Below are 25,498 nucleotides of genomic sequence, written 5' to 3' on the forward strand. Positions count from 1 at the left end.
CCGTGGTCACCACAACAGCAAAACATCATGTTCGGCGCGGTCGCGTCATTTTCCCGGAAACGTTGCAGGCGGTTTCACGGAAATGTAATCCGCAACATCCATATGTCGAAATAAATCCTGTTGTGCCGTCGCCCTACTGGGTGAGCTGAGGCGAAAGTGCCCGAAATCGCGTCGCTTCAGGTATTTTCGCGCCTGCTCTGCGGAGAAAGCGCTTCGGTCAGTTCCGGAAGCCAGGCCCGGTCGGCGGGTACCCACGGCAGCTGGTCGAGTTCGTCGACCGTCACCCAGCGCAACGCGCGGTGGTCATGCGGCCGCGGACTGCCCGAGGTGAGCGTCACCCGGTAGGCACGCAACGTCATCCCCGGCTTCAGCGCGACGTCCACACCCAGACGGGAACCGACGGTCACCTCGACGCCGAGTTCCTCCCGCAGTTCACGGGTCAGCGCGTCCGCGTCACTTTCCCCGACTGCCACCTTGCCGCCCGGCAATTCCCACAGCCCCGCCAATTCCGGGGGCCGCTGCCGTTGGGCGACCAACAGCCGAGCCGACGAGAACAGGGCACCGGCCACGACGATCTGCGCATCCATCGCGCCCGACGGTATACCGTCGGGTATGACCGTGTTATCGAACGATCAGGTCGACGCCGCACTGCCCGATCTGCCGGGCTGGGAACGCGCGGCGGGCGCCCTGCGCAGATCCACCAAATTCCCGACATTCCTCGACGGTATCGACGCGGTGCGCCGCGTAGCGGAGTTCGCCGAGGAGAAAGATCATCACCCAGACATCGATATCCGTTGGCGCACAGTCACTTTTGCTCTCGTGACGCACTCAGCGGGCGGGATCACCGACAAGGACATCCAGATGGCCAGGGAGATCAACCGGATTCTGTCCGACCAGCCCGGCTAGTCGCGATCCAGGCCAGCGTCGCCAGTGTCGCAACGATGTAGACCAGCCCGGCCCAGGCCAGATACCAGGGCCGGCCGATCACCCAGATCGTCGGCTGGGCGAAACTGAGCAGCCACGGCACACCGACCAGCGTCAGCGCCAGCCAGCCCCACCCCAAGACACGTGCGCCCAGCCGGTCGGCCAGCGGCCCGTGCAACAACCAGATCATCAGCGGGATCAGCCAGACCCAGTGGTGGGTCCACGAAATCGGTGAGAGCAGCAAACCGAACAGACTCACGATCACGATGGCGCCGAGCCGGTCAGCACTGCCGCCGATCGCCCGCCACGCCAACACCGCGAGGACCGCGGTGACGGCGATGCCCAGCAACACGGCCGGGCCGTATCCGGCGTCGTGGCCGAGGATGCGCGAGATCCCGCCGCGCCATGATTGGTTGAACGACGTCCCGATCGGTCCGATCCGATCTGCATCACCCAGCAATTCGGTGAAGTACCGACGCGCCTCGTCACCGATCACGAGGACCGACAGGGCGACTGTCCCGAAGAACACCACCGCAGAGAACACCGCGGCGCCCCAGCGGCGAGCGCCGACGAAATACAGCCCCGACACCGCGGGCGTGAGCTTCACTCCGGCGGCCAGCCCGACCAACAACCCCGACAGCCACCAACGATTGCTGTACACGGCGTAGAGCACCGCCAACACCAGGACCACATTGACCTGGCCGTAGTCGAACGTGCTGCGCAGCGGTTCGGTCCAGATGCCGACGGCGGTCCACAACATCGCAAGACGCCGGGAGGCCGGGCCGCCGAGCAACAGTTGACTGACCCGCACCACGCCGTACAGCGCGGCGATGATGCCGATCTGCCAGCAGAACGCCACCAATCCGAACGGCAACAGATGCAGTGGGTAAAACACCACCGCGGCAAACGGCGGATAGGTGAAAGGCAGTGGGAAATCCGGTGTCTGGTCCGCGTAGACGTAGTCGTAGAGCGCGCCTGCGTGACCATCGAGCGTGGCGGCGCCACCCACATAGACGTGCAGATCGACGAAGTTGGCGCCGTTGGGGACCAGGTAGGTCCAGGCCAGACGCGCCGCAATGCTGAGGACCAGCAACACAGGCGCCAGGCGATAGAGCCACGCGGTTGCTGAGAGTTGGGTAGCCGGTTCGGTGTTAACGGACACGACTTTAGCGACCCGTGCCGTTTGTTGTGTCGGGGGTTTGTCACGTCAGCGTGGCCGTCAGGCCCGGCAGCCTTGCCACGCCAGAGTGGCTGTCGACACCGAGCGTCACGCTGGAGCACCAACCCGACACCCACCTCGCCCGCCGCCGCCAACACCCCGCGCTCCTGCCACGCCAGCGTGGCTCTCGACGGCGAGAGTCACGCGAGCGTGACGCACGACGGCACTATGGCCCCGGACGGCCCGGCGCATCACGCTCAAGGCACTGCCCGATAACGAAATCCACCGCTGCAGTAACGGTTAAATAACCGCCACACGTGTCACTTGAGTACCACCAGTAACTGGATAGTTTCGTGCTCAGTCGTTCAAGCAACCGATTGGGAGAACCATGATCTTCACCTGGAAAGCACTTTCCACCAGCATGATCGCGGCTGCCGGCGCAGTCCCGGTCGCGTTGGCCCTCAGCGCCTCAGCGAACGCCGAGCCGGTGCCCCCGGCCCCGGCACCGGCCCCGAGCCTGCCGATCGTCAACCAACTCGCCGGCGTGCCGGCCGCCGCTCCGCAGCTGCTGCAGGGTGTGAGCTCGGCGTTGTCCGGCGCTCCCGCCGCCGCACCGGCACCTGCCCCGGGCGCCACCGCATCGGTGACACTGCCGCAGGCACCTGCGGCCGTCACTCCGGCAGCCGCCAACGCACCGCTGGGATCGCTGGTGTCCGGCTTGCCCGCCGCACCGGCTGCCGCCCCGGCCACGACCGCTCCGGCTCCGGCCAGCGGCCCGGCATCTCTGATCCCCTCGGCCGAGGTGACGATCCCGCAGGTGCCCGGGATGCCGATCCCGCTGCCCCAGAAGGTCAACATCCCCGGTGATCTGGCCTCGCTGGCTCCGGTCGCGGCTCAATCGGCTCTGCCCGCCACGGCCCTGGCACCGGCAGCTGCAGCCGCTCCGGCCGCCGTGGCCGCTCCGGCAGCTGCGGCTCCCGGCGTCTCGAACACCGGGGTTGCGGCGCTGGCCCCGCTGCTGACCGCCGGCCTGCCCTGATCCCCGAACTGGTCTGACCGCCCGAAACGATTGGGAAAGCCATGTCACCGCGTAAGTCCCTGAAGACGATGTTCGGCACCGCCGCTGCAATCGGGTCCACCACCCTGTTGTTCTTCGGAAGCGCCGTCGCCAATGCCGACCCGGCACCGCTGCCGATCGACAACCTGCAGGCACCCGGCCTGCCGGCGATGGAGAACCTGAGCCCGATCATCCAGCAGGCTGCGGCCGACCCGGGCGGCGCAGTGCAGCTGTTGATGGCAGCTGCGCAGGCGTTCGCTGCCAACAAGTCGGAGACGGCTGAATCCCGCAACGTCGCGACGGCGGTCAACCAGTTCGCAGCCCAGCCCGTCGCCGCACCCGAGCACGTTCCCGCTCTCGGTGCCGGCAACGACGCTCACCTGCCGATGGGTGTCGACCCGGCCCACGCGGCCGGGCCGGCACCGGAAGCACTTCCGGCTCCAGCTCCGGCGCCAGCCGCAGCTGCCGCCCCGGCACCCGCGCCCGAAGCCGCACCTGCACCCGCACCGGCACCCGAAGCCGCACCCGCGCCCGCACCGGCACCCGAAGCCGCACCTGCGCCCGGGGCTGTTCCGGCGGCGGCGACCATCCCGGCCCCGGCACCCGCGCTTGAAGCCGCACCCGCACCCGCACCTGAAGCTGCTCCTGCTCCTGCTCCTGCAGCTGCACCGGCTGGGGCACCCGCCCCCGCGCCCGACTTCGGGCCCGATGCCCCGACGACGCAAGACTTCATGTACCCGTCGATCAGCAACGGCTGCCTCAAGGACGGCGGAAACGTTCTGGCGACGGCGATTTCGGTGGCCGGCCCGGCCACGATCCCGCTGCCCGGCCCGAAAGCCGGTCAGACCGCCTATGTGTTCACCGCGATCGGCACGCCGGGGCCGGCCGCCGAACAGAAGCTGCCGCTGAACGTCACCTGGGTCAACCTGACCACCGGAAAGTCCGGCAGCGCGACCCTTCAGCCGCGGTCGGACATCAACCCTGAAGGACCGACCACGCTGACCGCGATCGCCGACACGGGCTCCGGCAGCATCATGTCGACGATCTTCGGGCAGGTCACGACCACCGAGAAGCAGTGCCAGTTCATGCCCACCATCGGATCCACGGTGGTGCCCTGACCAAACCGATAAATGGGGATACGAAATTCCCGGTCGCTTGCCTCATGGCCGGCGACCGGGAATTTTGTCAGGGGCTGAAATTCGTTGGCGGCCTCAGTAGGCCATGAACAGGATCATCTCGCGGTCGTACTCACGCCCGGGGTGCTGCTGAGCCAGATGTGCCTGAGCCTTCTCGACCAGGTCGTCTTCATCGGTGCCGCTGATCGCTTCCCCACACGGGCAGTTCAGATGTGTCTTCGCCATATGTTCACCATCGCATAGGTAGCCCAGCTTGCAACCCCGAGTAGGTCAAGACTTGGCGGTCTTGGCTTCTTTGGCGGCGGCCTTCATCTGCTTCTTGTACGTGCGGACCTTCTGCAACGACCCGGGATCCACCACGTCGGCCACCGACATGTAGCTGCCCGCGGCTCCGTAATCACCCGCGGCCTCGCGCCAGCCCTCCGGCGTCACTCCGTACTGCTTGCCCAACAGTGCCAAGAAGATCCGGGCTTTCTGGTCACCGAACCCGGGCAGGCGCTTGAGCCGGCGCAGCACTTCTTTGCCGTCGGGGTCGCCACCGGTCCACAGTGCTGTCACGTCGCCGTCGTATTCGTCGACGATGGCCCGGGCCAGATCCTGCACCCGCTTGCCCATCGACCCCGGAAACCGGTGGATGGCAGGGGTTTGCGACACCAGTGCGATGAACTCGTCGGGGTTGTGATCGGCGATCTCTCGGGCGTCGACGGCACCGAGGCGGTCGGCGATCTTCTTGGGCCCGGCGAACGCCGTCTCCATCGGAATCTGCTGATCCAACAACATCCCGACCAAGAGCGCGAACGGGTTGGACTCCAGCAGGGCGTCGGCCTCGGGGTCTTGGACTAGCTGCAGTTTTCCCACGTCGCCAGTCTAGAACCCGACACGTTTTTGACGTCTGTGTCGGTGCAATGTGCGAATGTGTACGCGATACCCGGTGAGGTGCCCATAGGAGATGGACATGAGACGCGTCGTTGCACCCCTTTTTGCAGCGGTGGTTACCGCGCTTGCCTTGGCCGCCACTGCCAACGCGATCCCAGACCAGGGCACGCCGGAGTTCGACAACTACATGCAGGGCCTGGATCGCAATGGATTCCACTTGAATCCGGACACCGCGTGGCGCGTCGCCCACCAGGCGTGTATGGGCGGCATACCGGGATACATCAGCTTGGAACTGGCTGCCCAAGGCGTTATCGGTCCCGGTGCGGAGCAGCGGGTGTACGACGTGGCCAGAAAGTACGCCTGCCCCGTTCAATAGGCGGTTTAGAGTTGGCGCACGATGTCCGGCGAGTTTGCAGTCGCGCTGGCCGTGGCGCTGGTCCTGGCGGCGGTCGCTGCCGTCGTCGTGGTGCGCACCCGAAAGGTGGTGGCCACTCCCACCGAACGTGCGGTGCATGCCGCGCTGCACACCGCGGCTCAGGCGGCCCGCGCGCTGCGCCAGGGCCTGAACACCGAATCCGCCCAGACCGCCGCGCCCTACCTGCGTGAATTGACCGGCACCGCAGGGCTGGCCCTGTACGACGAGGACGCGGAGCTGCTGGCGCGCGACGACGATGACGACGCGATCTGGCGGCCGGACACTGTCGAAGTCTGCGCGGACACCGCCCGGGAATCGATCACCGCCGGACGCCGGGTCCTGCGCACCGCACGCGCGACGGCGGTGGTGGCCCAGCCGTTGCTGACCGAGGGTGGTGAGGTGCTCGGCGCCCTGGTCGTCCTGGCACCGGCCAGCCCGGGCCCCGGCATGCTCGGCGCCGTCGGCGAGGTGGCCCGTTACGCGGCCAGCCAGATCGAACTGGCCGAACTCGACGCGTCGCGCGCCCGGCTGGACCGGGCCGAGGTGCTGGCGCTGCGAGCCCAGATCAGCCCGCACTTCATCTACAACGCGCTCAACACAATTGCGTCGTTCGTGCGCACCGACCCCGACCGGGCCCGTGAACTGATCCTCGAATTCGCCGACTTCACCAGGTACTCGTTCCGCGCGGCCGGGCAGTACACCACGCTGGCCGACGAGCTGCGCAACATCGACCGTTACCTCACCCTCGAGCGGGCCCGGTTCGGCCCCAACCTGCGGGTGCAGCTGCAGGTGGCCCCCGAGGTGCTCAATGTCGTGGTGCCGTTCCTGGCGCTACAACCGTTGGTGGAGAACGCGGTGCGACACGGCCTGGCCGGCGACGGCGGCGGATCGGTGGAGATCGTCGCACGCGACGCGGGCACCGAATGCGTGATCACCGTGGAGGACGACGGGGCAGGCATCGATCCGGACAAACTGCGCGCCGGGCCCGGTGACGCATTGGCCGACCGCGCCGGCGAATCCGCCCATGTCGGGCTGACCAATGTCGATCATCGGCTGCGCGCGGCGTTCGGCAACGACTACGGTCTTGTGGTCGAGACAGCGGTCGGCGCGGGCACGAAAGTGGTGATGCGCGTGCCGAAGTTCCGCTCAGGGATCCGAGCCGGCGGAGGTGGTTTCAGGTGAGCGCCAACCTGACCGTACTCGCCGTCGACGACGAGGCACCCGCACTCGACGAACTCGCCTACCTGCTGGGGCGCCACCCCGACATCGGCGAGGTGCACACCGCCTCCGACGCGACCTCGGCGCTACGCGAACTCAACCAGCACCCGATCGACGCGGTGTTCCTCGACATCAACATGCCGGGGTTGTCGGGCATCGAATTGGCCGGTGTGTTGGCCAATTACGCAAACCCGCCCGCGGTGGTGTTCGTGACCGCTCACGAAGACAAAGCGGTGGCCGCCTTCGACGTCGGTGCCGTCGACTATCTGCTCAAACCGATCCGGCAGAACCGCCTCGACGAGGCCGTGCGCCGGGCCGCCTCAGCGGCGACCCGGGCCACCACGGACTCCGCCGGGCCAACCCAGTCCGAAGACCAGGACTGGGACGTGGTCCCCGCCGAACTGGGCGGCATCACCCACCTGGTGCCTCGCGACAGCATCGGTTGGGTGGAAGCCGAGGGCGACTATGCCCGGCTGCACTCGGCGACCGGGGCACACTTGGTACGAATCCCGTTGAGTACCTTGGAGACCCGATGGCGCGACCATGGTTTCCAGCGCATCCACCGGTCCTACCTGGTGTCCCTGCGGCAGGTCACCGGCCTGCGCACGGCCGATGGCGCGGTGCTGGTGCGGCTACGCGCCAACGGGACCTCCCCCGCCGTGGAACTTCCGGTGAGCCGACGCCAGGCGCGTGAACTGCGCGATCGATTGGTCCGAGAGCCGATGCGCTCCCTCAAGCCGGCGGGCAACGATGAGTGAGCGCCCGCAGCGTGAGCGTGTGGTGCTCGCCCACCGTCGCGGCGCCCGTATGGTGCGGACCCGGGTCGAGGTGGCCGAGCAGACCCAGGTGGGCGACGCGCTCGTCCGCGGTCTGGTGCGGACCCAACTCGGACTGGCGCTGCGACTGGCCCTGGTCCTCGTGTCGGTGGTGGTAGCGCTGGTATTGCTCAATGCGGCGGTGCCGGATCTGGCCGCGCTCACCGTATTCGGGATCCGGCTCAATTGGCTGATCCTCGCCGGACTGTTCTACCCATTGCTGTACGGGGTGGGACGACTGTACATACGACTCGCCGAACAGGGCGAACGGGACTTCGTCCGGGTCGTCGACAGCGAACCATGACAGGCGCACCGCTGACCGCGGCCGCCCTGCTGGCCGCCGTGGTGGCCACCATCGCCATCGGCGCCTACGGAGTCCGTTTGTCCCGCACCACCTCCGACTTCCTGGTCGCCTCCCGCAGCGTCGGCCCGCAGTGGAACGCCGCGGCGATCTCCGGCGAATACCTCTCCGCTGCCTCTTTTCTGGGCGTAGCCGGGCTGATCGCGAAGTACGGCGCCGACGCGCTGTGGTATCCGGTGGGTTTCACTGCGGGCTACCTGGGCGTGTTGTTGTTCGTAGCGGCGCCGCTGCGCCGTTCCGGGGCCTACACCGTCCCGGACTTCGCCGAATTCCGGCTCGGCTCGGCGCGTTTGCGCAAGGTGGCCATGCTCGTCGTCGTGATGATCTGTCTGTTCTATCTGGCCCCGCAATATCAGGGTGCCGGGTTGGCCCTGAAAACGCTTCTGGGCGTTCCGGTCTGGGTCGGACCGCTGCTGGTAGCCGCGATTGTCATCACCAACGTGGTGGCCGGCGGCATGCGGTCGATCACGTTCGTGCAAGCCTTCCAGTACTGGCTCAAGCTCACCGCCGTCGCGGTCCCTGCCTTGGCTCTGCTCGGCCTGTTCATCGGCGATCGTGGCGAATTGGGCGGACCCCTGCCGCCGACCGTGCAACAGCAGACCACGGTGAAGATCGAGAGCGACGTGATGGTCCAGGTGATCGAACCGGCAGGCATCACCGTGTCCGGCGATCTCGACGGCCGTCACGTCGACTCCGCCAGGATCGCCGCACCGGGGCAACATGCCCTGGGTGCGGGCACCACTTTGACGCTGGCCGCCGGCGCAGCCACCCCGGTGGTGGCCGGCACCCCGGGCACCGGCGGCGAGTGGATCGCCTCCGGTGGCGGCCTGGGCGGCGGTCACCCGCTCTACCAGGTGTTGTCGATCATCGTCGCGACCTTCCTGGGCACCATGGGCCTGCCGCACGTGCTGGTCCGGTTCTACACCAATCCCGACGGCCGGGCCGCCCGGCGCACCGCGCTCGCCGTGGTGGCACTGCTGTCGGTGTTCTATTTCTTCCCGATCCTGCTCGGAGCGTTCTCCCGGCTGTACGTACCCCAGCTTCTCATCACCGGAACTGCCGACGCCGCAGTGCTTTTGGCACCTGGGGCAGCAGTCGGCGGAATCGGCGGCCAACTGCTGGCCGCCCTGGTGGCAGCCGGCGCCATCGCAGCGTTCCTGGCGACCTCCTCGGGCCTGCTGATCAGCGTCGCCGGCGCGCTGGCCACCGATGTGCTGCGCGGCCGGGTCCGCGACTTCCGGATCGCCGCGGTGGCCGGCGGGCTGATCCCGATCCCGTTGTCACTGTTGGTGTCCGGGCTCGAGTTGTCACGCAGCGTCGGATTGGCCTTCGCCGTGGCGGCGTCCACCCTGTGCCCGCTGCTGGTGCTGGGCATCTGGTGGCGCGGCCTGACGGCGGCCGGCGCGGCCTGCGGGCTCGTGGTGGGCGGATGCGTGTGCGGCGGCGCGGTGCTCGTGGAGATCACCGGGGGTGTAGACGACGCGGTGCTCGGTGGATGGCCCGCGGTGATGGTGGGTTACCCGGCGGCGGTGAGCGTGCCGATCGCCTTCCTCACGATGATCGTCGTCAGCCTGCTCACCCGACCCACCCCCGGCGTCGCGCAGATCTTCGCGCGTATGCATGTGCCGGAGCGCCTGGGCCTGGGTGTCGAGCGGGTGCCCGCAGGCTGACCGGCTGCCACTCAGCCTCCGCGACCGACCGCTCAGCGCAGCGATGGCCGAATTCGGCGTATCGACGACGATACCGCTGCTGTGTGACCCACCTCTCAATTAGGTTCAGTTCCCAACCGACACCCATCCAACTGTCAGGAGCCCTCGGTGCCCGAAATCGACCTTCCCGAGAGGGTTGCCCCCACCGGCGAGCAGTTCCTCGCCATGCAGGCCAGTCCCGAATTCCAGGAGCTGCGTACCAGGTTGCGCCGCTTCGTCTTTCCCATGACGGCGTTCTTCCTGCTCTGGTACGGCCTCTACGTCGCCCTCGGCGCGTTCGCCCACGACTTCATGGCCATCCGGGTGTTCGGCAACATCAACGTCGGCCTGCTGATCGGTCTGGGCCAGTTCCTCACCACGTTCCTGATCACCGGGCTGTACGTGCGCTTCGCCAACCGGGAGCTCGATCCGCGGGCCACCGCCATTCGCGAAGAGCTGGAGGGCACCCGATGACCACCACCACGCTCGCCGCCGAGACCGTCGGCAACCCGGCAGCCAACATCGGCATCTTCAGCCTGTTCGTCGTCGTCACGATGATCGTGGTGATCAAGGCGAGCAAGCGCAACGCCACCGCCGACGAGTTCTTCACCGGCGGCCGCGGTTTCTCCGGCCCGCAGAACGGCATCGCCATCGCCGGCGATTATCTGTCGGCGGCCAGCTTCCTCGGCATCGCCGGGGCCATCGCCGTCTACGGTTACGACGGCTTCCTCTACTCCATCGGATTCCTGGTCGCATGGCTGGTGGCCCTGCTGCTGGTGGCCGAATTACTGCGCAACACCGGCAAATTCACCATGGCTGATGTGTTGAGCTTCCGGCTCAAGCAACGCCCGGTACGGTTGGCCGCGGCCATCTCGACGTTGACGGTGTCGCTGTTCTACCTGCTGGCCCAGATGGCCGGCGCCGGCGGTCTGGTCGCGCTGCTGCTCGACGTCAACAGCCGGGCCGGGCAGTCGATCGTGATCGCCGTCGTCGGCATCCTGATGATCGTCTACGTTCTGGTGGGCGGCATGAAAGGCACCACCTGGGTGCAGATCATCAAGGCCGTCCTGCTGATCGCCGGTGCCGCGCTGATGACCGTGATGGTGCTGAGCAAGTTCGGATTGAACTTCTCCGACATCCTCGGCTCAGCACAAGCGGCGATCTCCGAGGCCACCACCAAGGGCGTGTCCAGCCGCGATGTGCTGGCCCCGGGCGCGCAGTACGGCGGATCACTCACCTCACAGATCAACTTCATCTCGCTGGCGCTGGCGCTGGTGCTCGGCACCGCGGGCCTGCCGCACGTGCTGATGCGTTTCTACACCGTGCCGACGGCGAAAGAGGCTCGGCGCTCAGTGGTTTGGGCCATCGCACTGATCGGCGCCTTCTACCTGTTCACCCTGGTGCTCGGCTACGGCGCGGCAGCGCTGGTCGGCCCGGACCGGATCCTCGGCGCAGCCGGTGGCGTGAACTCCGCGGCCCCGCTGCTGGCGTTCGAACTCGGCGGGGTGATCCTGCTCGGGGTCATCTCGGCGGTGGCCTTCGCGACGATCCTCGCCGTGGTGGCCGGCCTGACCATCACGGCGTCGGCTTCCTTCGCCCACGACATCTACGCCTCAGTCCTCAAGTCCCACAAGGTGACCGAGCAGGAGCAGGTCCGCGTCTCACGGATCACCGCGGTGGTGCTCGGCGTGTTCGCGATCGGGTTGGGCATCCTGGCCAACGGTCAGAACGTCGCGTTCCTGGTAGCCCTGGCGTTCGCCGTCGCGGCCGCAGCCAACCTGCCGACCATTCTGTACTCGCTGTACTGGAAGCGGTTCAACACCCGCGGCGCACTCTGGAGCATGTACGGCGGCCTGATCTCGACCATCGTGCTGATCGTGTTCTCCCCCGCGGTGTCGGGGTCCAAGACCGCGATGATCCCCGGCGCGGACTTCGCGTACTTCCCGCTGGCCAACCCGGGCATCGTGTCCATCCCGCTGGCCTTCGCACTCGGCATCATCGGCACGCTCACCTCCCCCGACACCGGAGACGCCGAGCGGAACGCCGAGATGGAGGTGCGGTCACTGACCGGGGTGGGCGCCGAGAAGGCGGTCGCTCACTAGGTCACCCCGTTCGGCGGAATAACGGATCGGGCCCCGCCGCTACCATTCAGCGTGCGCCGATACTCGTTTCCGCTGCTCGCCTACGCGTTCGCCGCGATCATGGTGGGCACCACCCTGCCCACGCCGATGTATGCGCTCTACGCCGACCACATGCATTTCGCGGTGCTGACCACGACGGTCATCTACGCCACCTATGCCGGGGGCGTGCTGTTCGCGCTCCTGGTGTTCGGCCGTTGGTCCGACGCGGTCGGCCGACGGCCGATGCTGCTGGCCGGTGTGGCGTCGGCACTGGCCAGCGCGGTGGTGTTCCTGCTCGCCGACTCCGTGCCGCTGCTGCTGATCGGACGGGTGCTGTCCGGTCTGTCGGCCGGCCTTTTCACCGGCACCGCCACCGCGGCCGTCATCGAAGCCGCCCCTCAGGCCTGGAAGAACCGGGCCGCGGCGGTGGCCACGGTGGCCAATATCGGCGGTTTGGGCGCGGGCCCGCTGCTGGCCGGGCTGTTGGTGCAATACGCGCCGCAACCCCTTCATCTGCCCTTCCTGGTGCACATCGGACTCGCCCTGCTGGCCGGGCTCGCGGTGCTCGTTGTCCCGGAAACCTCGGCCCGCACCGGCCGGATCGGGTTGCAACGCCTGTCGGTCCCGACTGAGGTGCGGACGGTGTTCGTCATCGCAGCGCTGGCCGCGTTCGCCGGATTCGCCGTCACGGGCCTGTTCACGGCCGTCGCACCGTCGTTTCTGTCCAACGTGATCGGCATCGACAACCACGCGGTCGCGGGCGCGATCGCCTGCTCGATCTTCGCCGCCTCGGCACTGACCCAGGTCGCCGCGAATCGAATGGCCGCCGAGCGGGCCGTGGCGGTCGGGTGTGGGCTGCTGATCGCGGGCATGATGATTCTGACTGCGGCACTGTACTTTTCCTCGCTTCCAGGCCTGATCGCAGCGGCAGTGGTATCCGGTGTCGGACAGGGCATGAGCTTCAGCCGGGGCCTGGCCGCAGTCGTCGAGCGCGCCCCGGCCCAGCGGCGCGCCGAGGTCAGCTCCACGTACTTCGTCGTCGCCTATGTGGCCATCTCGCTTCCGGTGATCGGCGAGGGCCTGGCCGCTCAATCGCTGGGCCTGCGCAGCGCGGGCATCACCTTCGCGATCGCGGTCGCAGTGCTGGCCGCGATCTGCCTGACCGCGATCCTGGTCGCGGAGAACCGGGAGAAGATAAGTGCTTCTACCTAGGGACTAGGCGGCCGCGGGGCCATAGCGTTCCAGGCATGACCGTTGCTGCTGACACAGCTGCCAAGACTGGCCCGGCGAGAGGGCTGTTCCCGTCCCCCGCCGAGGTCGAAGCCCAGACGCCCGCCGGCCGGGACCGCGCCCTCGACGTCATCCGGATCGCCTCGCTGATCGGTGTGGTGTTCGGCCACACCATCATGGCCACCAGCACGATCCGCGACGATGTGTTCATCTGGAGCAACCTGCTCACTGAATCCACCGTGTTCCAAGCGCTGACCTGGGTGTTCCAGATCATGCCGCTGTTCTTTTTCGCCGGCGTCGCCGCCTCCGTGCAGTCCTGGCAGCCGGGCCAGTCCTGGGGCGGCTGGCTGCTCAAGCGTTGCACGCGGCTCTACCGGCCGGTCTTCTACTACCTGGCCTTCTGGACCGTCGCACTGGCGGGCCTGCGGTACGTGCTGCCCGAACATGTCTATGAGCCCGTCGCCGGCATCTCCATCCAGCTGCTGTGGTTCCTCGGCGCCTACGTCCTGGTGCTGGCGGCCGTGCCGCTGCTGGCGCGCATCACCACGACCGCGCAGATGGCCGGAGCGATCATCGGCACCTACGCGTTCATCGCCGCCGTCGACGCGGTCCGCATCAACATGGACGGCTACGCCTCGCTGGGCTACCTGAACACCGTGGTGTGGTTGATCCCTGGCGTCTTCGGCGTCGCCTACCGCCGCAACCTGCTGTCCAGCGGCGCCGCGCTCAAGATCGGTCTCGGCATGCTCGGCGTCAACCTGGCACTTCTGTACTTCGGCCCCTACGAGCTGAGCCTGGTCGGCATCGAGACCCAGCACCTGAAGAACATGACGCCGCCGTCACTGTTGCTGGCCGGGCACGCAATCATGATGTGCGCGTTCGCGATTGCCGCCGCCCCTGCCATCAACCGGTGGGCGCAGCGACCTCGGGCGTGGTGGCTGACCGCGATCGGCAACTCCGGGGCGATGACGCTGTACCTGTGGCACATGCCGCTGCTGCTGGGCCTGCACCTGGTGTTCGACTACCTCGGCTTGGACCGCTACGAACCGTCGGCCCCCGGGTTCGTCGCTCTGTCGGTGCTGCAGTTGGCGCTGATGGCCGGGCTTGTTGCGATCGCGTTCACCGCGCTGCGGCCGTTGGAGAACAACCCGCTGCCATTGTGGGACGGCGGCACCGTGACGCGCACCGGAGCCCGCAGTGCGGCGGTGGGTCTGCTGCTGTGTGGGGCCGGCGCGGCGACACTCACCTCGGTGGCCTGGGGCTTGAAGGACCAAGGCGTGTACTGCGTGGCGGCCATGCTGGCCGCACTCGTCGCGGCCCGTGTGCTGGCGTCCACGCGAATGCCTAAGCAACACGATCGAGTCGAGTGAACCCGCACTGCGGCCCGCACGGGCGACCGGATACACCGATCCCGTGCCTCTGCAATACCTCAGCGATCTTGCCCGCCGTCTGACAGGGCCGATCGAAAACCTGTCCGTAGGAAAGCCTGACGGTCGAACGGCCGTCGACGGCGGCATCCAGGTCCCGCTCGAAGTCCGCATCCCGCCGGTTGGCCGAGTCGTGAAACAACCGGCCGTCGAGTTCGACCACGAGCCGGTCGCCGTATTCAGCGTCGCGATAGCAGACGCCGACGAACGACTTCGACCGCTTTTGACGGGCAGCTCGCGGCAAACCGTGCGGCCGCTCGACCCGAACAAGATAGCCATGCTCAAGAACCGAACACGTACCGTCAGCGATGTCGACGAGCACTTCCCGCAACCAGCGGCGCCGCCGCACCCGACCGCGAGAGTCGAGGGTTTGCAGCAGCCTCCGCGCAGTGGTGCGCCGAGATTGGCAGGCGTTGGCCAGGACGGCGATGACGTCCAGATCCGACGCGGCACGGCACGCGACGTCGAGTGCGGCTTCCTCGAACCGCATCCGCGGCGGGCCGACGTTCCACAGCACCCGCTCCTCCAGGTGTGCGACCCGGTGAATGCGGACTCCAGCCGGTTCGGCCCATGTCGACCGCTGCCGCGCCACGGCGACGTGGATCGGCGACCCTTGATCTCCCAGCGCGGACTCAAAGCACAGCGCCGCCGGAGCTGCGTAAAGCACTGCAGCCCAGGCCCGTTGCGACCACGTCAACGGGCCGGTGTGATCGACATATACGCCCGCATGCACCGGCGCCCACTCGTTTCGCCTGAGCAACCGCCGAATCTGATGCTCTAGTAGACCTGCATCCAAGGCCTGCCGGCGTGAGATCACCCCGCCCTGCTGCCGAAGAACCTCGCCTACGTCCACCGCATCGATGCTCGTCGACCGGCGCAACGGCCACCAGTGCAATTCAGTGACCTGTGGATAACCCTCTATGCGGCGAATTGCTGCTTGATACTGACTGCAATTCGCCGCATAGCTGATCCGGAGTAGGCGGTCTAACCGCTCTTGCGACGGAACTCGCGCCGGTTCTCCACCGGACCGTGCGCCCGCGGTTGATTGCGGCCGCCGTCCTTGTGCGCGGCGCCTCCCGACGACTGCGCCTTCTTGCGCTCCAGAGCCTCCCGGAATTTGCGCTTGTTGTCGTCTTCCGGTGTGTCGTCAGCCATACGCCGCAGCGTAGCGCGGCAACACTGCGAACGTCATCCGGTTTCAGCGCCGGCCCGGCGGCATCCCGTACACGTGCGTGATCGGCAGCGTCAGCAACACGCGGCGGTCATCGACCATGGCGCGCCGGTAATCATCCCAATCCGGATGTTCACCGGCGATGTTGCGGTACAACGCAATGAGGCCCTCAACCGTCTCGTCGTCGGGCGCCGCAGCCGGCGGGGTGAGGATCGCATCGCCCTCGGCCACCGCATAGGACCACCCGTCGTCGGAGCTGACATGAACGGACGCACGCGGATCCCGCCGCAGATTGCGGGTCTTGGCCCGCGGTTCGGTGATCGAAACCTGGATCTGCACTGCACGCGGGTCGAAGTAGTAGGAGACATTGGACAGCTGCGGACGACCGTCCTGTTTGATCGTCGCAAGAACTCCCATCGAGTTGCCGCCGATCAAGGCCAAAAGCTTGTCGTCGAAAACCTGGCGCCCCATGAGACGAGCGTACGTCTTTACCATCGGTTCGATGAGCGTGATTGACGGCAACATCCTCGAGGGCGTCTCGGAGACCACGTTGTGGACCCTGAGCAATCGCGGTATCGAGGCCAAACGTTCCGACGGCGTGATCCGCGACCCGTGGGCAGTGGCACTGTTCGACGCGATCGACTTCGATTACCGCAAGTTCGGCAGATCGACCCAGGCCCATGCCCTGCGGGACCGCGCATTCGACGTCGAGACCCGCGACTACCTCGCCACGCATCCGAAGGCCGCGGTGGTGGCGCTCGCCGAAGGTTTGCAGACCAGTTTCTGGCGGCTCGATCAAGCCGGCGTGGCCGACGAACTGACCTGGTATTCGGTCGATCTACCGCCGGTGATGGCTATTCGGGAACGCCTCCTTCCCTCCGATGACCGCATCGTCAACATCGCTCAGTCCGCGCTCGACCGCAGCTGGATGGACCGGGTGGACGCCAGCCACGGCGTGTTCATCACCGCCGAGGGCCTGCTGATGTACCTGGAGCCCGACGATGTGCGCAGCCTGATCGCCGACTGTGCGGCGCGGTTTCCCGGCGGCCGGATGGTGTTCGACTCGATCCCGCACTGGGCAAGCCGACGCACCATCAAGGGCTTGCGTCTGTCCGACCGCTACATCGCGCCACCCATGCCCTTCGCCCTCACCGCGGACGAGGGTCTGGCGATGGCCGGGACGGGACCGGGCGCCATCGCCGGCGTGCGCTCGGCCCGCGACGTGCCGCTGCAACCCGGACGCGGCCTGTTCAAGCTCGCCGCCGCGCCGTGGCTGGACCGCATCGACCTGATCCACCGCATCCGCCCGTCCATCACCGCGCTGGACTTCTGACGGGCCGGTTCTGGAAACCCATGGCACTGCTCAACCGACGCCTGCCGACGGTGTGCGCCGCGCTGCTCGTTGCCGGCGTCACCTCCTGCGCGACGCCGACCGCCACGGAAACCAGGACCGCTCAGATCGAGGTGGTGCCCGAGGCGCTCACCCAGCCCAAGTTCAGCGTCACCCGGTTCCACTACCTACCCGAGGCGCGGGCGGGCGGAAGGTACCCCGACCAGAACTGGGCCGACTTGTACCTGCCCTCTGGTACGCACGCGTTCAATTCGGTCCCGCTCGTGGTGCTCATCCATGGCGGCGGCTGGAAGAGCACGATGGGCGCCGGGGTGTTCGACGGATTGGCCCGCGAGCTCACCAGTCGCGGCATGGCCGTCTACAACATCGAGTACCGGCGGGTGGGCTCCGGCGGTGGTTGGCCGACGACGTTCGCCGATGTGGCTCGTGCGATGGACTATGTCGCGCAGGTGAACCTGCGATACCCGCAGCTGGCGGTCGACGACGCGCTCGTGGTCGGCCACAGCGCCGGAGCCCAGCTGGCCGTGTGGGCCAGCACCCGCCACGACCTGCACGGTGACGAAGTCGGATCCCGGCCGATCTTCCGGCCGACCCGGGTCATCTCACTGGCCGGCCCGCTCGACATGGTCTACGCGGCCAACCACGGCGACAAACACATCGCGGCGGTGCTCGGCGGGCGCCCCTCCGAGGTGCCGCAGCGATACGCCTCGGTGGATCCGATCCAGAACCTCGACCCGAGAGTGCCGGTGATCGCCGTCCACGGAACACTCGACACCGTTGTGGCGCCGGCCAATTCGCGGCGCTACGTCGCGGCGCTCAAGAAACTCGGCGGCCAGGCCGGCCTCGTCTTGCTGCCCGGCGAAAATCACACGTCGATCGTGTCCACCCGCTCCCCCAACTTCCGAGAGGTGCTGCGCCTCATCACCGCCACTTCGAGGGCCCAACCGGATCAGCTGCCGGTGAAATGAGTGAGTGTTTAGTCTGGAACCGTGACCCGGTACATCGCGTTCTTGCGAGGCGTCAACGTCGGAGGCGTGAACCTCAAGATGGCCGAGGTGGCGAAGGCCATGGAGGCCGCCGGGTTCACCGAAGTCAAGACCATCCTGGCGAGCGGAAACGTCTTGCTGGACAGCACTTCCAAAGCCGCCAAGGTCCGGACCACGGCCGAGCGTGCGCTGCGGGACGCCTTCGGCTACGAGGCATGGGTGTTGGTCTACGACCTTGCCACCCTGAAGAAGATCTCGGAGGGCTACCCGTTCGAGCGCGAGGTCCCCGATCACCACTCCTACGTCACGTTCGTCAGTGACAGCGAGTTGCTCGACGAGCTCGCGGCCCTGAACCCGGGCCCCGATGAATTGGTGCAGCGCGGCGATGGCGTGCTCTATTGGCAGGTCCCGCGGGCCGCCACACTGGACAGCGCGATCGGCAAGACCATGGGCAAGAAACGCTACAAACCGTCGACGACGACAAGGAATCTGCGCACGCTGGAGAAAGTGTTGCGCTGACGCGTCATCCGCGCATCCCGCGCATCCACCCCAACCCCTCACTGGTGCCCGCAGCCGGTCGGTACTCACAGCCCACCCAGCCGTCGAAACCGGTCTCATCGATCACGGCCAGCAGGTGGTCGATCGCCAACTCACCGCTGTCGGGTTCGTGCCGGTCGGGAACCCCGGCGATCTGCAGGTGCCCTACCCGGCCCGTCGGGATATCCGACCGGAGCCGGACCGTCACGTCGCCCTCGGTGATCTGACAGTGGTACAGGTCCAGTTGGACCTTGAGATTCGGCGCCCCGACCTCCTCGACGATCCGGTGCGCATCGTCCTGAAAGCTCAACAGGTATCCAGGCATGTCGCGCTGGTTGATCGGTTCGATCATCACCTCGATGCCGGCACCGGCGGCCTCTGCGGCCGCCCAGCCGAGGTTGGCGCGGTACACCGCGATGCGGTCCGCTCGCTGGGCCGCCCCCTCAGCGATACCCGCCATCACGTGTACCCGTGGGCAGTCCAGAACCTCGGCATAGTGCAGAGCGCGCCGAAAACCATCACGAAACTCGGCCTCGCGGCCCGGAAGCGAGGCGATGCCACGTTCGCCGGACTCGAAATCCCCCGGTGGCGCGTTGAACAGAACCTGACGTAGGCCGTTGGCGGCAAGCAGCCCGCGCAGCTGCTGGGCCGGGTGGGCGTACGGGAACAGGTACTCCACCGCCGTGAAACCGTCGGCCGCCGCGGCAGCGAACCGATCGGGAAAGGCATGTTCGACGTACATCATGGAGAGGTTGGCCGCAAAGCGTGGCACGGCAGGCTCCTTCCAGCTGATCCGGGCAGCGGTTGACGCCATCTTCGCGTGTGCCGGCCGACGGTCGCCGGACGCCCCCGGCTGAACACAGGTACATTCGCGGCAATGACGGATAGCTCAGCCAAAGTGAGCGGCGACGCGCTCACGGGTGTTGCCGAGACGGCATTGCTGACCCTGCAGGTGCGTGCGCACGAGGCGCGCCGTCCGGACGGCCTGATCGAGGATCCGGTGGCGGTGCAACTGGTCGATTCGATCGACTTCGACTTCGCCAAGTTCGGCTACACCCGCCGCCAGGACATGGCCTTGCGGGCGTTGCTGTTCGACCGGATGACCTCCAGCTACCTGCGCACCCATCCGAAGGCCACGGTGGTGGCATTGGCCGAAGGACTGCAGACCAGCTTCTACCGGCTTGACGCCGCCGGACTGGGACATGAGTTCCGTTGGTTGTCGGTCGATCTGGAGCCGATGATCGAGTTCCGCAACAAGTTGCTGCCCAAGCCGGACCGGGTCACCCAGTGCGCCCAGTCGGCGCTGGACTTCAGCTGGATGGACCATGTCGACACCGGCGACGGAGTGTTCATCACCGCCGAGGGCCTGTTGATGTACCTGCAGCCCGAGGAATCGATGTCGCTGATCCGCGCCTGCGCGCAACGCTTTCCGGGAGGGCAGATGTTGTTCGACCTGCCGCCTGCGTTCTTCGCTTTCTTGACCCGCAAAGGTATGCCGACATCGATGCGCTACCGGGTACCGCCCATGCCGTTCAGCCTGTCGCCCGCAGAACTGGCCGATCTGGTCAACACCGTTCCGGGGGTCACGGCGGTGCACGATCTGCCGATGCCGCCCGGCCGGGGCCGGGTCTTGAACGCCCTCCTGCAGGCACAGCACCTGCCGATCTTCGACCCTGTGCGCCCGGTGTCCGGGCTGCTGGAATTCGGGTAGCGCCCGCCGGATCAGACTGTCGACCCGGCCAGTTCCACCTGCGTTGTTTCGAACCGCAGGCTCGGGTCCGCCACCGGACCGTTACGCAGCGTCTGTGCATCGAGCGTGTAGTTCATGGTCATCTGCCACGGCCCGTCGACACCCTGGCGGGGAATCTCGTTGATCGAGCGTTGCACGTAACCGGCGGCGAAATCGAGAAGGGGGCGGGTCGGTCCACCGCTGAACTCCGGTCGCACTGAGTCAAAGCCGTTGTCGTCCATGTGCTTCAACAGACGGCAGAAGTGCTCGCAGAGCAGACCGACCTTGAGAGTCCACGACGAGTTGGTGTAGCCGAAGGCGAACGCGAAGTTCGGCACACCCGAGAGCATGATGCCCTTGTAGGCCACGGCCTCGGCGAGGTTCACTTCTTCGCCGTCTACGCTCAGCGTCATCCCGCCGAACAGCTGGATGTTCAATCCCGTTGCGGTGACGATGATGTCGGCGTCGAGCTCGCGTCCTGACTCCAGCAGGATGCCGGTCTCGGTGAACGTCGCGATGCGGTCGGTCACCACCGAGGCGCTGCCATCGCTGAGCGCGGCGAACAAATCCCCGTCGGGCACCGCGCACAGCCGCTGATCCCACGGGTTGTAGAGGGGGCTGAAATGCTCGTCCACGGGATACCCGTCGGGAAGCTTGGCGGCGTTGATCCAGCGGATCACGGCCCGGGCGGTCTTCGGGTACCTCTGGCAGAAGGTGTAGACGCCACGTTGTTTGAGGATGTTCTTGCGCCGGGTCAGCGCGTACCCGCGCTCGTCGCCGAGCAGTCGCTTGGCAGTGTTGGCGAAGGAGTCCTTGGCCGGCACCGGCATCACATAGGACGGTGAGCGCTGCAGCATGGTGACGTGGGCAGCCGTGCCCGCCATGGACGGCACCAGCGTGACGGCAGTGGCACCGCTGCCGATCACCACGACCTTCTTCCCCGTGTAGTCGAGATCTTCGGGCCAGTGCTGGGGATGCACGACACGCCCGGTGAACCGGTCGGCCCCCTCGAATTGCGGGGCGTAACCCTGGTCGTAGCGGTAGTACCCGCCGCCGCAGAACAGCCAGTTCGCCGATATCTGCACGAGTTCGGGATCTGATCCGCCACCGTCGGTCCGCTCGATGTCCACGGTCCAGGCGGCCCGGGCCGAATCCCAGGCCGCCGCCCGCACCTTGTGGTGCAGCCGGATGTGGCGGTCGATGCCGTTTTCCGCCACCGTCTCCCGCAGATAGGCCAGGATCTTGTCGGAGGTGGCGATGGCGTGCTCGTCGCGCCACGGCTTGAACTCGTAGCCGAAGGTGTGCAGGTCCGAGTCCGACCGAATTCCTGGGTAGCGGAACAGATCCCAGGTGCCGCCGGTGGCGCCGCGGGCTTCCAGGATCGCGTAACTGCGCCCCGGATGTTCGCGCTGAAGGTAGTAGGCAGCACCGATGCCGGAGATGCCGGCGCCGATGATGAGTACGTCGACGTGTTCGGTGTGGTTCATGTCTCAATGGTTGCGGCCAGCCGACCGTAACCCAAGGTAAAAAGTGCCAAATTTCACCCGACTGGTGGTGCACTTTGCACCATCAATCTACCCTGGGGTGATGGTGTGGCAGCCACCGTCTCCGCGGGTGCAGGACCTGATCCGGCAATGCGCACAAATCGTCCTCAACCCACGCGAGGACTGGCTCGAGGAGTTCGACACCGCCGTCCTGGCCGCCAGCCCGGCGATCGCCTCCGACCCCGAGCTCGCCGCCGCCGTCGTCCGCAGCAACCACGCGAACCTGTTTTTCTGGGGCACGGCAAATGTGCGCGATCCGGGCGCCCCGGTGCCGCCGAACACCGGGCCGGAGCCGCTGAGCATCGCACGGGAGCTGGTGCGCCGCGGCGTCAACGCATTTCCCCTCGATGCGTACCGCGTCGGTGAGGGGGTGGCCTGGCGTCGGCTCATGGAGATCGCCTTCGAGCTGACGTCCGACCCCGCCGAACTGCGCGAGATGCTCGACGTCTGCTCGCGGTCCATCAGCGCGTTCGTCGACGCGACGCTGGCCGGAATCGCCGCCCAGATCGAGCTCGAACGCGAGGATCTCACCCGCGGCACCCACGCCGAGCGACGCGAGACCGTCGCACTTCTGCTCGAAGGTGCCCCGATCCCCAGGCAGCGAGCCGAAGCACGCCTGGGCCACGCGCTGACCGGAACCCACACCGCCGCGGTGATCTGGAGCGAGGACCCCGCGGGCGACATGTCCGGGCTGGACCGCGCCGCCGAGGCATTCGGTCAGGACTGCGGCGATCCGCGGCCGCTGAGCGTGCTGGCGAGCACCGCCACCCGATGGGTGTGGGCGGCAGGTAGCGCCGAGGTCGAGCGCGGGTTCCAGGCGCTGACCCACGCCGCCGCAGAGCTGGACGGCGTCCGGATCGCCGTCGGACCGGTCGCCGACGGCCTGGATGGCTTCCGGCGCAGCCATTTCGACGCGATCACCACCCAGCAGATGATGGCCCGGCTGCACTCCACACAGCAAATCGCCCAGTTCGGCGAGGTCGAACTCGTCGCCCTGCTCACCTCCGAACCCGATCGCGCCGCCGAGTTCGTCAGCCACAACCTCGCTGCGCTGGAGACCGCTGACGCCGAATTACGGGAAACGGTGCGGGTATTCGTCAACGAACAGTGCAACGCTTCCCGGGCCGCGGCGAGGCTGTACCTGCATCGCAACACGCTGCTGCGCCGGCTGGTCCGCGCCGACGAGCTCCTGCCCCGCCCCCTGGCCGAGAACAGTGTCGCGGTCGCCGTCGCATTGGACGTGCTGCGCTGGCGCGGCACGGCGGCCGGGTGAATCCCGGTCAGTCGAACGCGGTGTCCAGATAGCGCAGCGCGTCGCTCTTGCCGATCCCCAACGCGCGGGCAGCTTCGGCGAACGAGTGCGCCGCCGCGGCCATCGCGGCATCGGCCGGGTCCGCCCGCGCCACGAATGTCCCGTACCGCCCGCGAGTCTCCAAGACCCCCGCCGACTCCAGCTCACGATATGCCCTGGCCACGGTGTTGACCGCCAACCCGACCTGCCCCGCCAGTTCGCGCACCGTCGGTAGCCGAGTACCCGGAGCCAACCGTCCCTGCCGTATTCCGTCGATAATCTGGATTCTGAGCTGATCGAACAGCGGCTTGTCCGCGCTCGAGTCGACCAGCACCCAATCCCCCAACTCACCCACATGCCCAGTATCACCCAAACCGACTACGTTGGTGATGTGCAAGTGACTGTCCTGTCCGGTGCCGGAATCTCAGCCGAAAGTGGTGTGCCGACGTTCCGCGACGTCGAGACGGGCCTGTGGGCACAAGTGGACCCGTATGAAATCTCCAGCGTCGAAGGCTGGCAGCAACATCCCGAAAAGGTCTGGGCCTGGTATCTGTGGCGCCACTACATGATGGCCCACGTGCAGCCCAACGACGGGCATCGGGCCGTGGCTGCCTGGCAGGACTTCGCCGACGTACACGTCATCACCCAGAACGTCGATAACCTGCACGAGCGCGCCGGCAGCACCAACGTCTACCACCTGCACGGCAACTTGTTCGAGTTCCGTTGCGACGCTTGCGGTTCGAGGTTCGAGGGCGATCTTCCCCCGATGCCCGAACCGGTCGAGACGATCGAACCCCCGGTATGCCCGTGCAGTGGCCTGATCCGGCCCAGTGTCGTCTGGTTCGGTGAGCCGTTGCCCGACGACGCCTGGCAACGATCGGTACAGGCGGTCGGTGCTGCCGACGTGGTGATCGTGGTAGGCACCAGCTCGGTCGTGTATCCCGCGGCAGGGCTGGCCGAAGCCGCCGTCGCCGCGGGCACCGTGGTGGTCGAGGTCAACCCCGAGCGCACGCCGCTGTCCGACAGCGCGACCATCTCCCTGCGCGAGACCGCGGCCGCGTCCCTTCCGGACCTGCTGCAGCGGTTACCCACACTGCTGGGTACTAGGCAGGCCTGACCGCACGGCCGATGGCGAACTCCGTCACCGGCAACGGCACCCAGGCCGGCATCGCGAACTCGCGGTGAGCGACAGCAACCTGGAAGCCGCTGCCGGCGATCGTCTGCTCGGTATGCCGATGGGTGTGGCAATTTCCGAACAACCGCGGCCACACCGTGGCGTCCGCCACGCGCTGCATCCCACCCCGCCAGCCGCTGCCGGCCACGTGCTCGAGGTACCGCAGTTCGCCTCCCGGCCGGAGCAGCGAAAACAATTGCTGCAGAACAGTATCCGGCTGTTCGATGGAGCACAGCACCAACGAACAGACTACCGCGTCGAACGGTTCGGCGCTGTTGAACTTCTCGGCAGTGTCACTGGTCACCGTCACCGGAACCGCGGCCTTGGCCGCCGCGGCGCGGGCCACCTCGGCAAGGTGACGTTCGGGTTCGATGGCGACCACCTCGGTCACCGTCGAGGGATAGAAGGCGAAGTTGGTCCCGGTGCCCGCCCCGATCTCCAGGACCCGGCCGCTGAGCCCGGAGAGGTTCTCACTGCGCAGCCGCCGCAGAGCCTTCGGCTCCGAGCTCGACAATGTCTTCCACACGCGGGCGAAGAACGGGTTGTCCACCCGGGCGAAGTCCGGAATGTCTGAGGTCTTGTCACTCACGGTTCTCCTCCATCGGCGTACTCGCTGGCGAATCCCTTCAACCGGGCGATCGTCTCGTCGGGCTCGAGGTCGGTTCCGATGATCCCCGAGACGATCTGGCCGGTGCACACCGCCCGCAGCACACGGTCGGTGAACTCCTCGACATCTCCCCACGGCAGGTACGGCTTCGAGATCAGAATGGCGGCCACGCCGTGCGCGGCGGTCCACAATTCCAGGGCCAGTGTGGTGGCGTCGCCGGGCGGGTACACGCCCTCGGCGATCAGCGTTTCGATCGCGGCTCGCATGTGCTGAAACGCCGAGCTGTTGAGGGCGACGTCGACGTCGCTGCCGGGCCTGCCCTCCCCCATCGTCGCCAGCCGGTACAACTCCGGCGTGCGCCTGGCGAAGTTCACATACGCGTGCCCCTGGGCCCGCAGCACCTCGATGGTCGAGGAATGGTCGGCCGCCGCCCACTGCATCTCCTCGTCCAGCTTCTCGAAATAGCGCGAGCACACCGCGTCCAGCAGCGCGTCCTTGTCGGCGAAATGCAGGTAGATCGACGGTGGGGTGACCCCGACCCGCTGTGCCACCGACCGAATCGACACCGCCTTGGCATGACCGGTGTCCAACAGCAATTCGGTTGTGGCATCGAGGATCTGATCACGAAGCAGCTCACCGGAACCGCGCGGCGCTCGGCGTCGTTTCCCAGGCTGGATCATCA

General features: G+C 67.1%; 30 protein-coding genes. 18 read left to right on the forward strand and 12 right to left on the reverse strand.

Features of this window, described 5'->3' with window-relative positions:
- Positions 1 to 176 precede the first annotated feature (176 nt).
- Positions 177 to 587, reverse strand: coding sequence for a (deoxy)nucleoside triphosphate pyrophosphohydrolase (locus BKG60_RS22970; protein WP_070188520.1), 411 nt, complete (start codon positions 585 to 587; stop codon positions 177 to 179).
- A gap of 25 nt (positions 588 to 612) precedes the next feature.
- On the opposite strand from BKG60_RS22970, the gene BKG60_RS22975 reads away from it, so the two are divergent.
- The gene (locus BKG60_RS22975) at positions 613 to 906 is read left to right on the forward strand and encodes a 4a-hydroxytetrahydrobiopterin dehydratase (protein WP_070188519.1); all 294 of its coding nucleotides are present in this window, start codon (positions 613 to 615) and stop codon (positions 904 to 906) included.
- On the opposite strand, the gene BKG60_RS22980 is transcribed toward BKG60_RS22975, so the two are convergent.
- Positions 875 to 2,086, reverse strand: a complete 1,212-nt coding sequence (locus BKG60_RS22980; RefSeq protein WP_075910055.1) for a mannosyltransferase — start codon at positions 2,084 to 2,086, stop codon at positions 875 to 877. The two genes, BKG60_RS22975 and BKG60_RS22980, sit on opposite strands and share 32 nt — an antisense overlap.
- A 385-nt stretch (positions 2,087 to 2,471) precedes the next feature.
- On the opposite strand from BKG60_RS22980, the gene BKG60_RS22985 reads away from it, so the two are divergent.
- Both BKG60_RS22985 and BKG60_RS22990 read left to right on the forward strand, forming a co-directional pair.
- Positions 2,472 to 3,122, forward strand: coding sequence for a hypothetical protein (locus BKG60_RS22985; protein WP_070945547.1), 651 nt, complete (start codon positions 2,472 to 2,474; stop codon positions 3,120 to 3,122).
- A gap of 41 nt (positions 3,123 to 3,163) precedes the next feature.
- Positions 3,164 to 4,258: an Rv1157c family protein gene (locus BKG60_RS22990; protein WP_070945548.1), complete on the forward strand. Its 1,095-nt coding sequence runs from the start codon at positions 3,164 to 3,166 to the stop codon at positions 4,256 to 4,258.
- 93 nt (positions 4,259 to 4,351) lie between these two features.
- On the opposite strand, the gene BKG60_RS22995 is transcribed toward BKG60_RS22990, so the two are convergent.
- Both BKG60_RS22995 and BKG60_RS23000 read right to left on the reverse strand, forming a co-directional pair.
- A complete protein-coding gene (locus BKG60_RS22995) occupies positions 4,352 to 4,501 on the reverse strand; it encodes a DUF1059 domain-containing protein (protein ID WP_003882209.1) in 150 nt (49 codons plus the stop codon).
- A 45-nt stretch (positions 4,502 to 4,546) separates the two neighbouring features.
- A complete protein-coding gene (locus BKG60_RS23000) occupies positions 4,547 to 5,134 on the reverse strand; it encodes an HhH-GPD-type base excision DNA repair protein (RefSeq protein ID WP_070945549.1) in 588 nt (195 codons plus the stop codon).
- A 91-nt stretch (positions 5,135 to 5,225) separates the two neighbouring features.
- Between BKG60_RS23000 and BKG60_RS23005 the strand changes: the two genes are divergently transcribed.
- From BKG60_RS23005 to BKG60_RS23045, 9 genes are all read left to right on the forward strand, one after another.
- Positions 5,226 to 5,528 carry a DUF732 domain-containing protein gene (locus BKG60_RS23005; RefSeq protein WP_070188514.1) on the forward strand — a complete coding sequence of 101 codons (303 nt, stop codon included), beginning with the start codon at positions 5,226 to 5,228 and terminating at the stop codon, positions 5,526 to 5,528.
- A gap of 486 nt (positions 5,529 to 6,014) precedes the next feature.
- Complete coding sequence (locus BKG60_RS32860) at positions 6,015 to 6,749, forward strand: sensor histidine kinase (protein WP_374243452.1); 735 nt, start codon at positions 6,015 to 6,017, stop codon at positions 6,747 to 6,749.
- A complete protein-coding gene (locus BKG60_RS23015; protein WP_075910056.1) occupies positions 6,746 to 7,543 on the forward strand; it encodes a LytR/AlgR family response regulator transcription factor in 798 nt (265 codons plus the stop codon). Before BKG60_RS32860 ends, BKG60_RS23015 begins: the two co-directional genes overlap by 4 nt.
- The gene (locus BKG60_RS23020; protein WP_075910057.1) at positions 7,536 to 7,904 is read left to right on the forward strand and encodes a hypothetical protein; all 369 of its coding nucleotides are present in this window, start codon (positions 7,536 to 7,538) and stop codon (positions 7,902 to 7,904) included. Before BKG60_RS23015 ends, BKG60_RS23020 begins: the two co-directional genes overlap by 8 nt.
- Complete coding sequence (locus BKG60_RS23025; RefSeq protein ID WP_070188510.1) at positions 7,901 to 9,631, forward strand: sodium/solute symporter; 1,731 nt, start codon at positions 7,901 to 7,903, stop codon at positions 9,629 to 9,631. The genes BKG60_RS23020 and BKG60_RS23025 overlap by 4 nt, the downstream gene beginning before the upstream one ends.
- A 147-nt stretch (positions 9,632 to 9,778) precedes the next feature.
- Positions 9,779 to 10,123: a DUF485 domain-containing protein gene (locus BKG60_RS23030; protein ID WP_070188509.1), complete on the forward strand. Its 345-nt coding sequence runs from the start codon at positions 9,779 to 9,781 to the stop codon at positions 10,121 to 10,123.
- The gene (locus tag BKG60_RS23035) at positions 10,120 to 11,751 is read left to right on the forward strand and encodes a solute symporter family protein (protein ID WP_070188508.1); all 1,632 of its coding nucleotides are present in this window, start codon (positions 10,120 to 10,122) and stop codon (positions 11,749 to 11,751) included. Before BKG60_RS23030 ends, BKG60_RS23035 begins: the two co-directional genes overlap by 4 nt.
- A gap of 51 nt (positions 11,752 to 11,802) precedes the next feature.
- A complete protein-coding gene (locus BKG60_RS23040) occupies positions 11,803 to 12,981 on the forward strand; it encodes an MFS transporter (RefSeq protein ID WP_371725705.1) in 1,179 nt (392 codons plus the stop codon).
- Positions 12,982 to 13,016: 35 nt separating this feature from the next.
- Complete coding sequence (locus tag BKG60_RS23045; protein ID WP_070945552.1) at positions 13,017 to 14,369, forward strand: acyltransferase family protein; 1,353 nt, start codon at positions 13,017 to 13,019, stop codon at positions 14,367 to 14,369.
- On the opposite strand, the gene BKG60_RS23050 is transcribed toward BKG60_RS23045, so the two are convergent.
- The 3 genes from BKG60_RS23050 to BKG60_RS23055 all read right to left on the reverse strand — a co-directional run bounded on the left by BKG60_RS23050 (position 14,344) and on the right by BKG60_RS23055 (position 16,068).
- Positions 14,344 to 15,279 carry a type IV toxin-antitoxin system AbiEi family antitoxin domain-containing protein gene (locus BKG60_RS23050; protein ID WP_070945553.1) on the reverse strand — a complete coding sequence of 312 codons (936 nt, stop codon included), beginning with the start codon at positions 15,277 to 15,279 and terminating at the stop codon, positions 14,344 to 14,346. The genes BKG60_RS23045 and BKG60_RS23050 overlap by 26 nt on opposite strands.
- A gap of 131 nt (positions 15,280 to 15,410) precedes the next feature.
- Complete coding sequence (locus BKG60_RS31585) at positions 15,411 to 15,581, reverse strand: DUF5302 domain-containing protein (RefSeq protein WP_088305096.1); 171 nt, start codon at positions 15,579 to 15,581, stop codon at positions 15,411 to 15,413.
- Positions 15,582 to 15,624: 43 nt separating this feature from the next.
- Complete coding sequence (locus tag BKG60_RS23055; protein ID WP_070188504.1) at positions 15,625 to 16,068, reverse strand: PPOX class F420-dependent oxidoreductase; 444 nt, start codon at positions 16,066 to 16,068, stop codon at positions 15,625 to 15,627.
- Positions 16,069 to 16,099: 31 nt separating this feature from the next.
- On the opposite strand from BKG60_RS23055, the gene BKG60_RS23060 reads away from it, so the two are divergent.
- The 3 genes from BKG60_RS23060 to BKG60_RS23070 are packed head-to-tail and all read left to right on the forward strand — an operon-like array spanning position 16,100 to position 18,453.
- Positions 16,100 to 16,930: a class I SAM-dependent methyltransferase gene (locus tag BKG60_RS23060; RefSeq protein ID WP_070188503.1), complete on the forward strand. Its 831-nt coding sequence runs from the start codon at positions 16,100 to 16,102 to the stop codon at positions 16,928 to 16,930.
- Between the two features lie 20 nt (positions 16,931 to 16,950).
- A complete protein-coding gene (locus BKG60_RS23065; protein WP_070188502.1) occupies positions 16,951 to 17,916 on the forward strand; it encodes an alpha/beta hydrolase family protein in 966 nt (321 codons plus the stop codon).
- Positions 17,917 to 17,937: 21 nt separating this feature from the next.
- Positions 17,938 to 18,453 carry a DUF1697 domain-containing protein gene (locus BKG60_RS23070; protein ID WP_070188501.1) on the forward strand — a complete coding sequence of 172 codons (516 nt, stop codon included), beginning with the start codon at positions 17,938 to 17,940 and terminating at the stop codon, positions 18,451 to 18,453.
- 4 nt (positions 18,454 to 18,457) lie between these two features.
- On the opposite strand, the gene otnI is transcribed toward BKG60_RS23070, so the two are convergent.
- Complete coding sequence (otnI, locus tag BKG60_RS23075; protein WP_070188536.1) at positions 18,458 to 19,243, reverse strand: 2-oxo-tetronate isomerase; 786 nt, start codon at positions 19,241 to 19,243, stop codon at positions 18,458 to 18,460.
- Between the two features lie 105 nt (positions 19,244 to 19,348).
- Between otnI and BKG60_RS23080 the strand changes: the two genes are divergently transcribed.
- The gene (locus BKG60_RS23080) at positions 19,349 to 20,182 is read left to right on the forward strand and encodes a class I SAM-dependent methyltransferase (RefSeq protein ID WP_070188500.1); all 834 of its coding nucleotides are present in this window, start codon (positions 19,349 to 19,351) and stop codon (positions 20,180 to 20,182) included.
- A gap of 11 nt (positions 20,183 to 20,193) precedes the next feature.
- On the opposite strand, the gene BKG60_RS23085 is transcribed toward BKG60_RS23080, so the two are convergent.
- Positions 20,194 to 21,687, reverse strand: coding sequence for a flavin-containing monooxygenase (locus BKG60_RS23085; RefSeq protein ID WP_075910058.1), 1,494 nt, complete (start codon positions 21,685 to 21,687; stop codon positions 20,194 to 20,196).
- A 100-nt stretch (positions 21,688 to 21,787) separates the two neighbouring features.
- Between BKG60_RS23085 and BKG60_RS23090 the strand changes: the two genes are divergently transcribed.
- A complete protein-coding gene (locus BKG60_RS23090) occupies positions 21,788 to 23,017 on the forward strand; it encodes an Rv1453 family transcriptional regulator (protein ID WP_070188498.1) in 1,230 nt (409 codons plus the stop codon).
- Between the two features lie 7 nt (positions 23,018 to 23,024).
- On the opposite strand, the gene BKG60_RS23095 is transcribed toward BKG60_RS23090, so the two are convergent.
- Positions 23,025 to 23,390 (reverse strand): Rv1152 family transcriptional regulator, encoded by a 366-nt coding sequence (locus tag BKG60_RS23095; protein ID WP_070188497.1) that lies wholly within the window; start codon positions 23,388 to 23,390, stop codon positions 23,025 to 23,027.
- A 36-nt stretch (positions 23,391 to 23,426) separates the two neighbouring features.
- Here BKG60_RS23095 and BKG60_RS23100 point away from each other — a divergent pair, with 36 nt between their 5' ends.
- The gene (locus BKG60_RS23100) at positions 23,427 to 24,152 is read left to right on the forward strand and encodes an NAD-dependent deacylase (protein ID WP_070188535.1); all 726 of its coding nucleotides are present in this window, start codon (positions 23,427 to 23,429) and stop codon (positions 24,150 to 24,152) included.
- Here the strand turns inward: BKG60_RS23100 and BKG60_RS23105 are convergent.
- Together BKG60_RS23105 and BKG60_RS23110 are read right to left on the reverse strand one after the other, a co-directional pair.
- Positions 24,139 to 24,798 (reverse strand): methyltransferase domain-containing protein, encoded by a 660-nt coding sequence (locus BKG60_RS23105; RefSeq protein WP_239252553.1) that lies wholly within the window; start codon positions 24,796 to 24,798, stop codon positions 24,139 to 24,141. The genes BKG60_RS23100 and BKG60_RS23105 overlap by 14 nt on opposite strands.
- A complete protein-coding gene (locus BKG60_RS23110; protein WP_070188534.1) occupies positions 24,795 to 25,496 on the reverse strand; it encodes a TetR/AcrR family transcriptional regulator in 702 nt (233 codons plus the stop codon). The genes BKG60_RS23105 and BKG60_RS23110 overlap by 4 nt, the downstream gene beginning before the upstream one ends.
- Positions 25,497 to 25,498: the final 2 nt, after the last annotated feature.

Origin of the sequence: Mycobacterium syngnathidarum, assembly GCF_001942625.1 — a bacterium.
In the GTDB taxonomy this organism is placed as follows: Bacteria; Actinomycetota; Actinomycetes; order Mycobacteriales; family Mycobacteriaceae; genus Mycobacterium; species Mycobacterium syngnathidarum.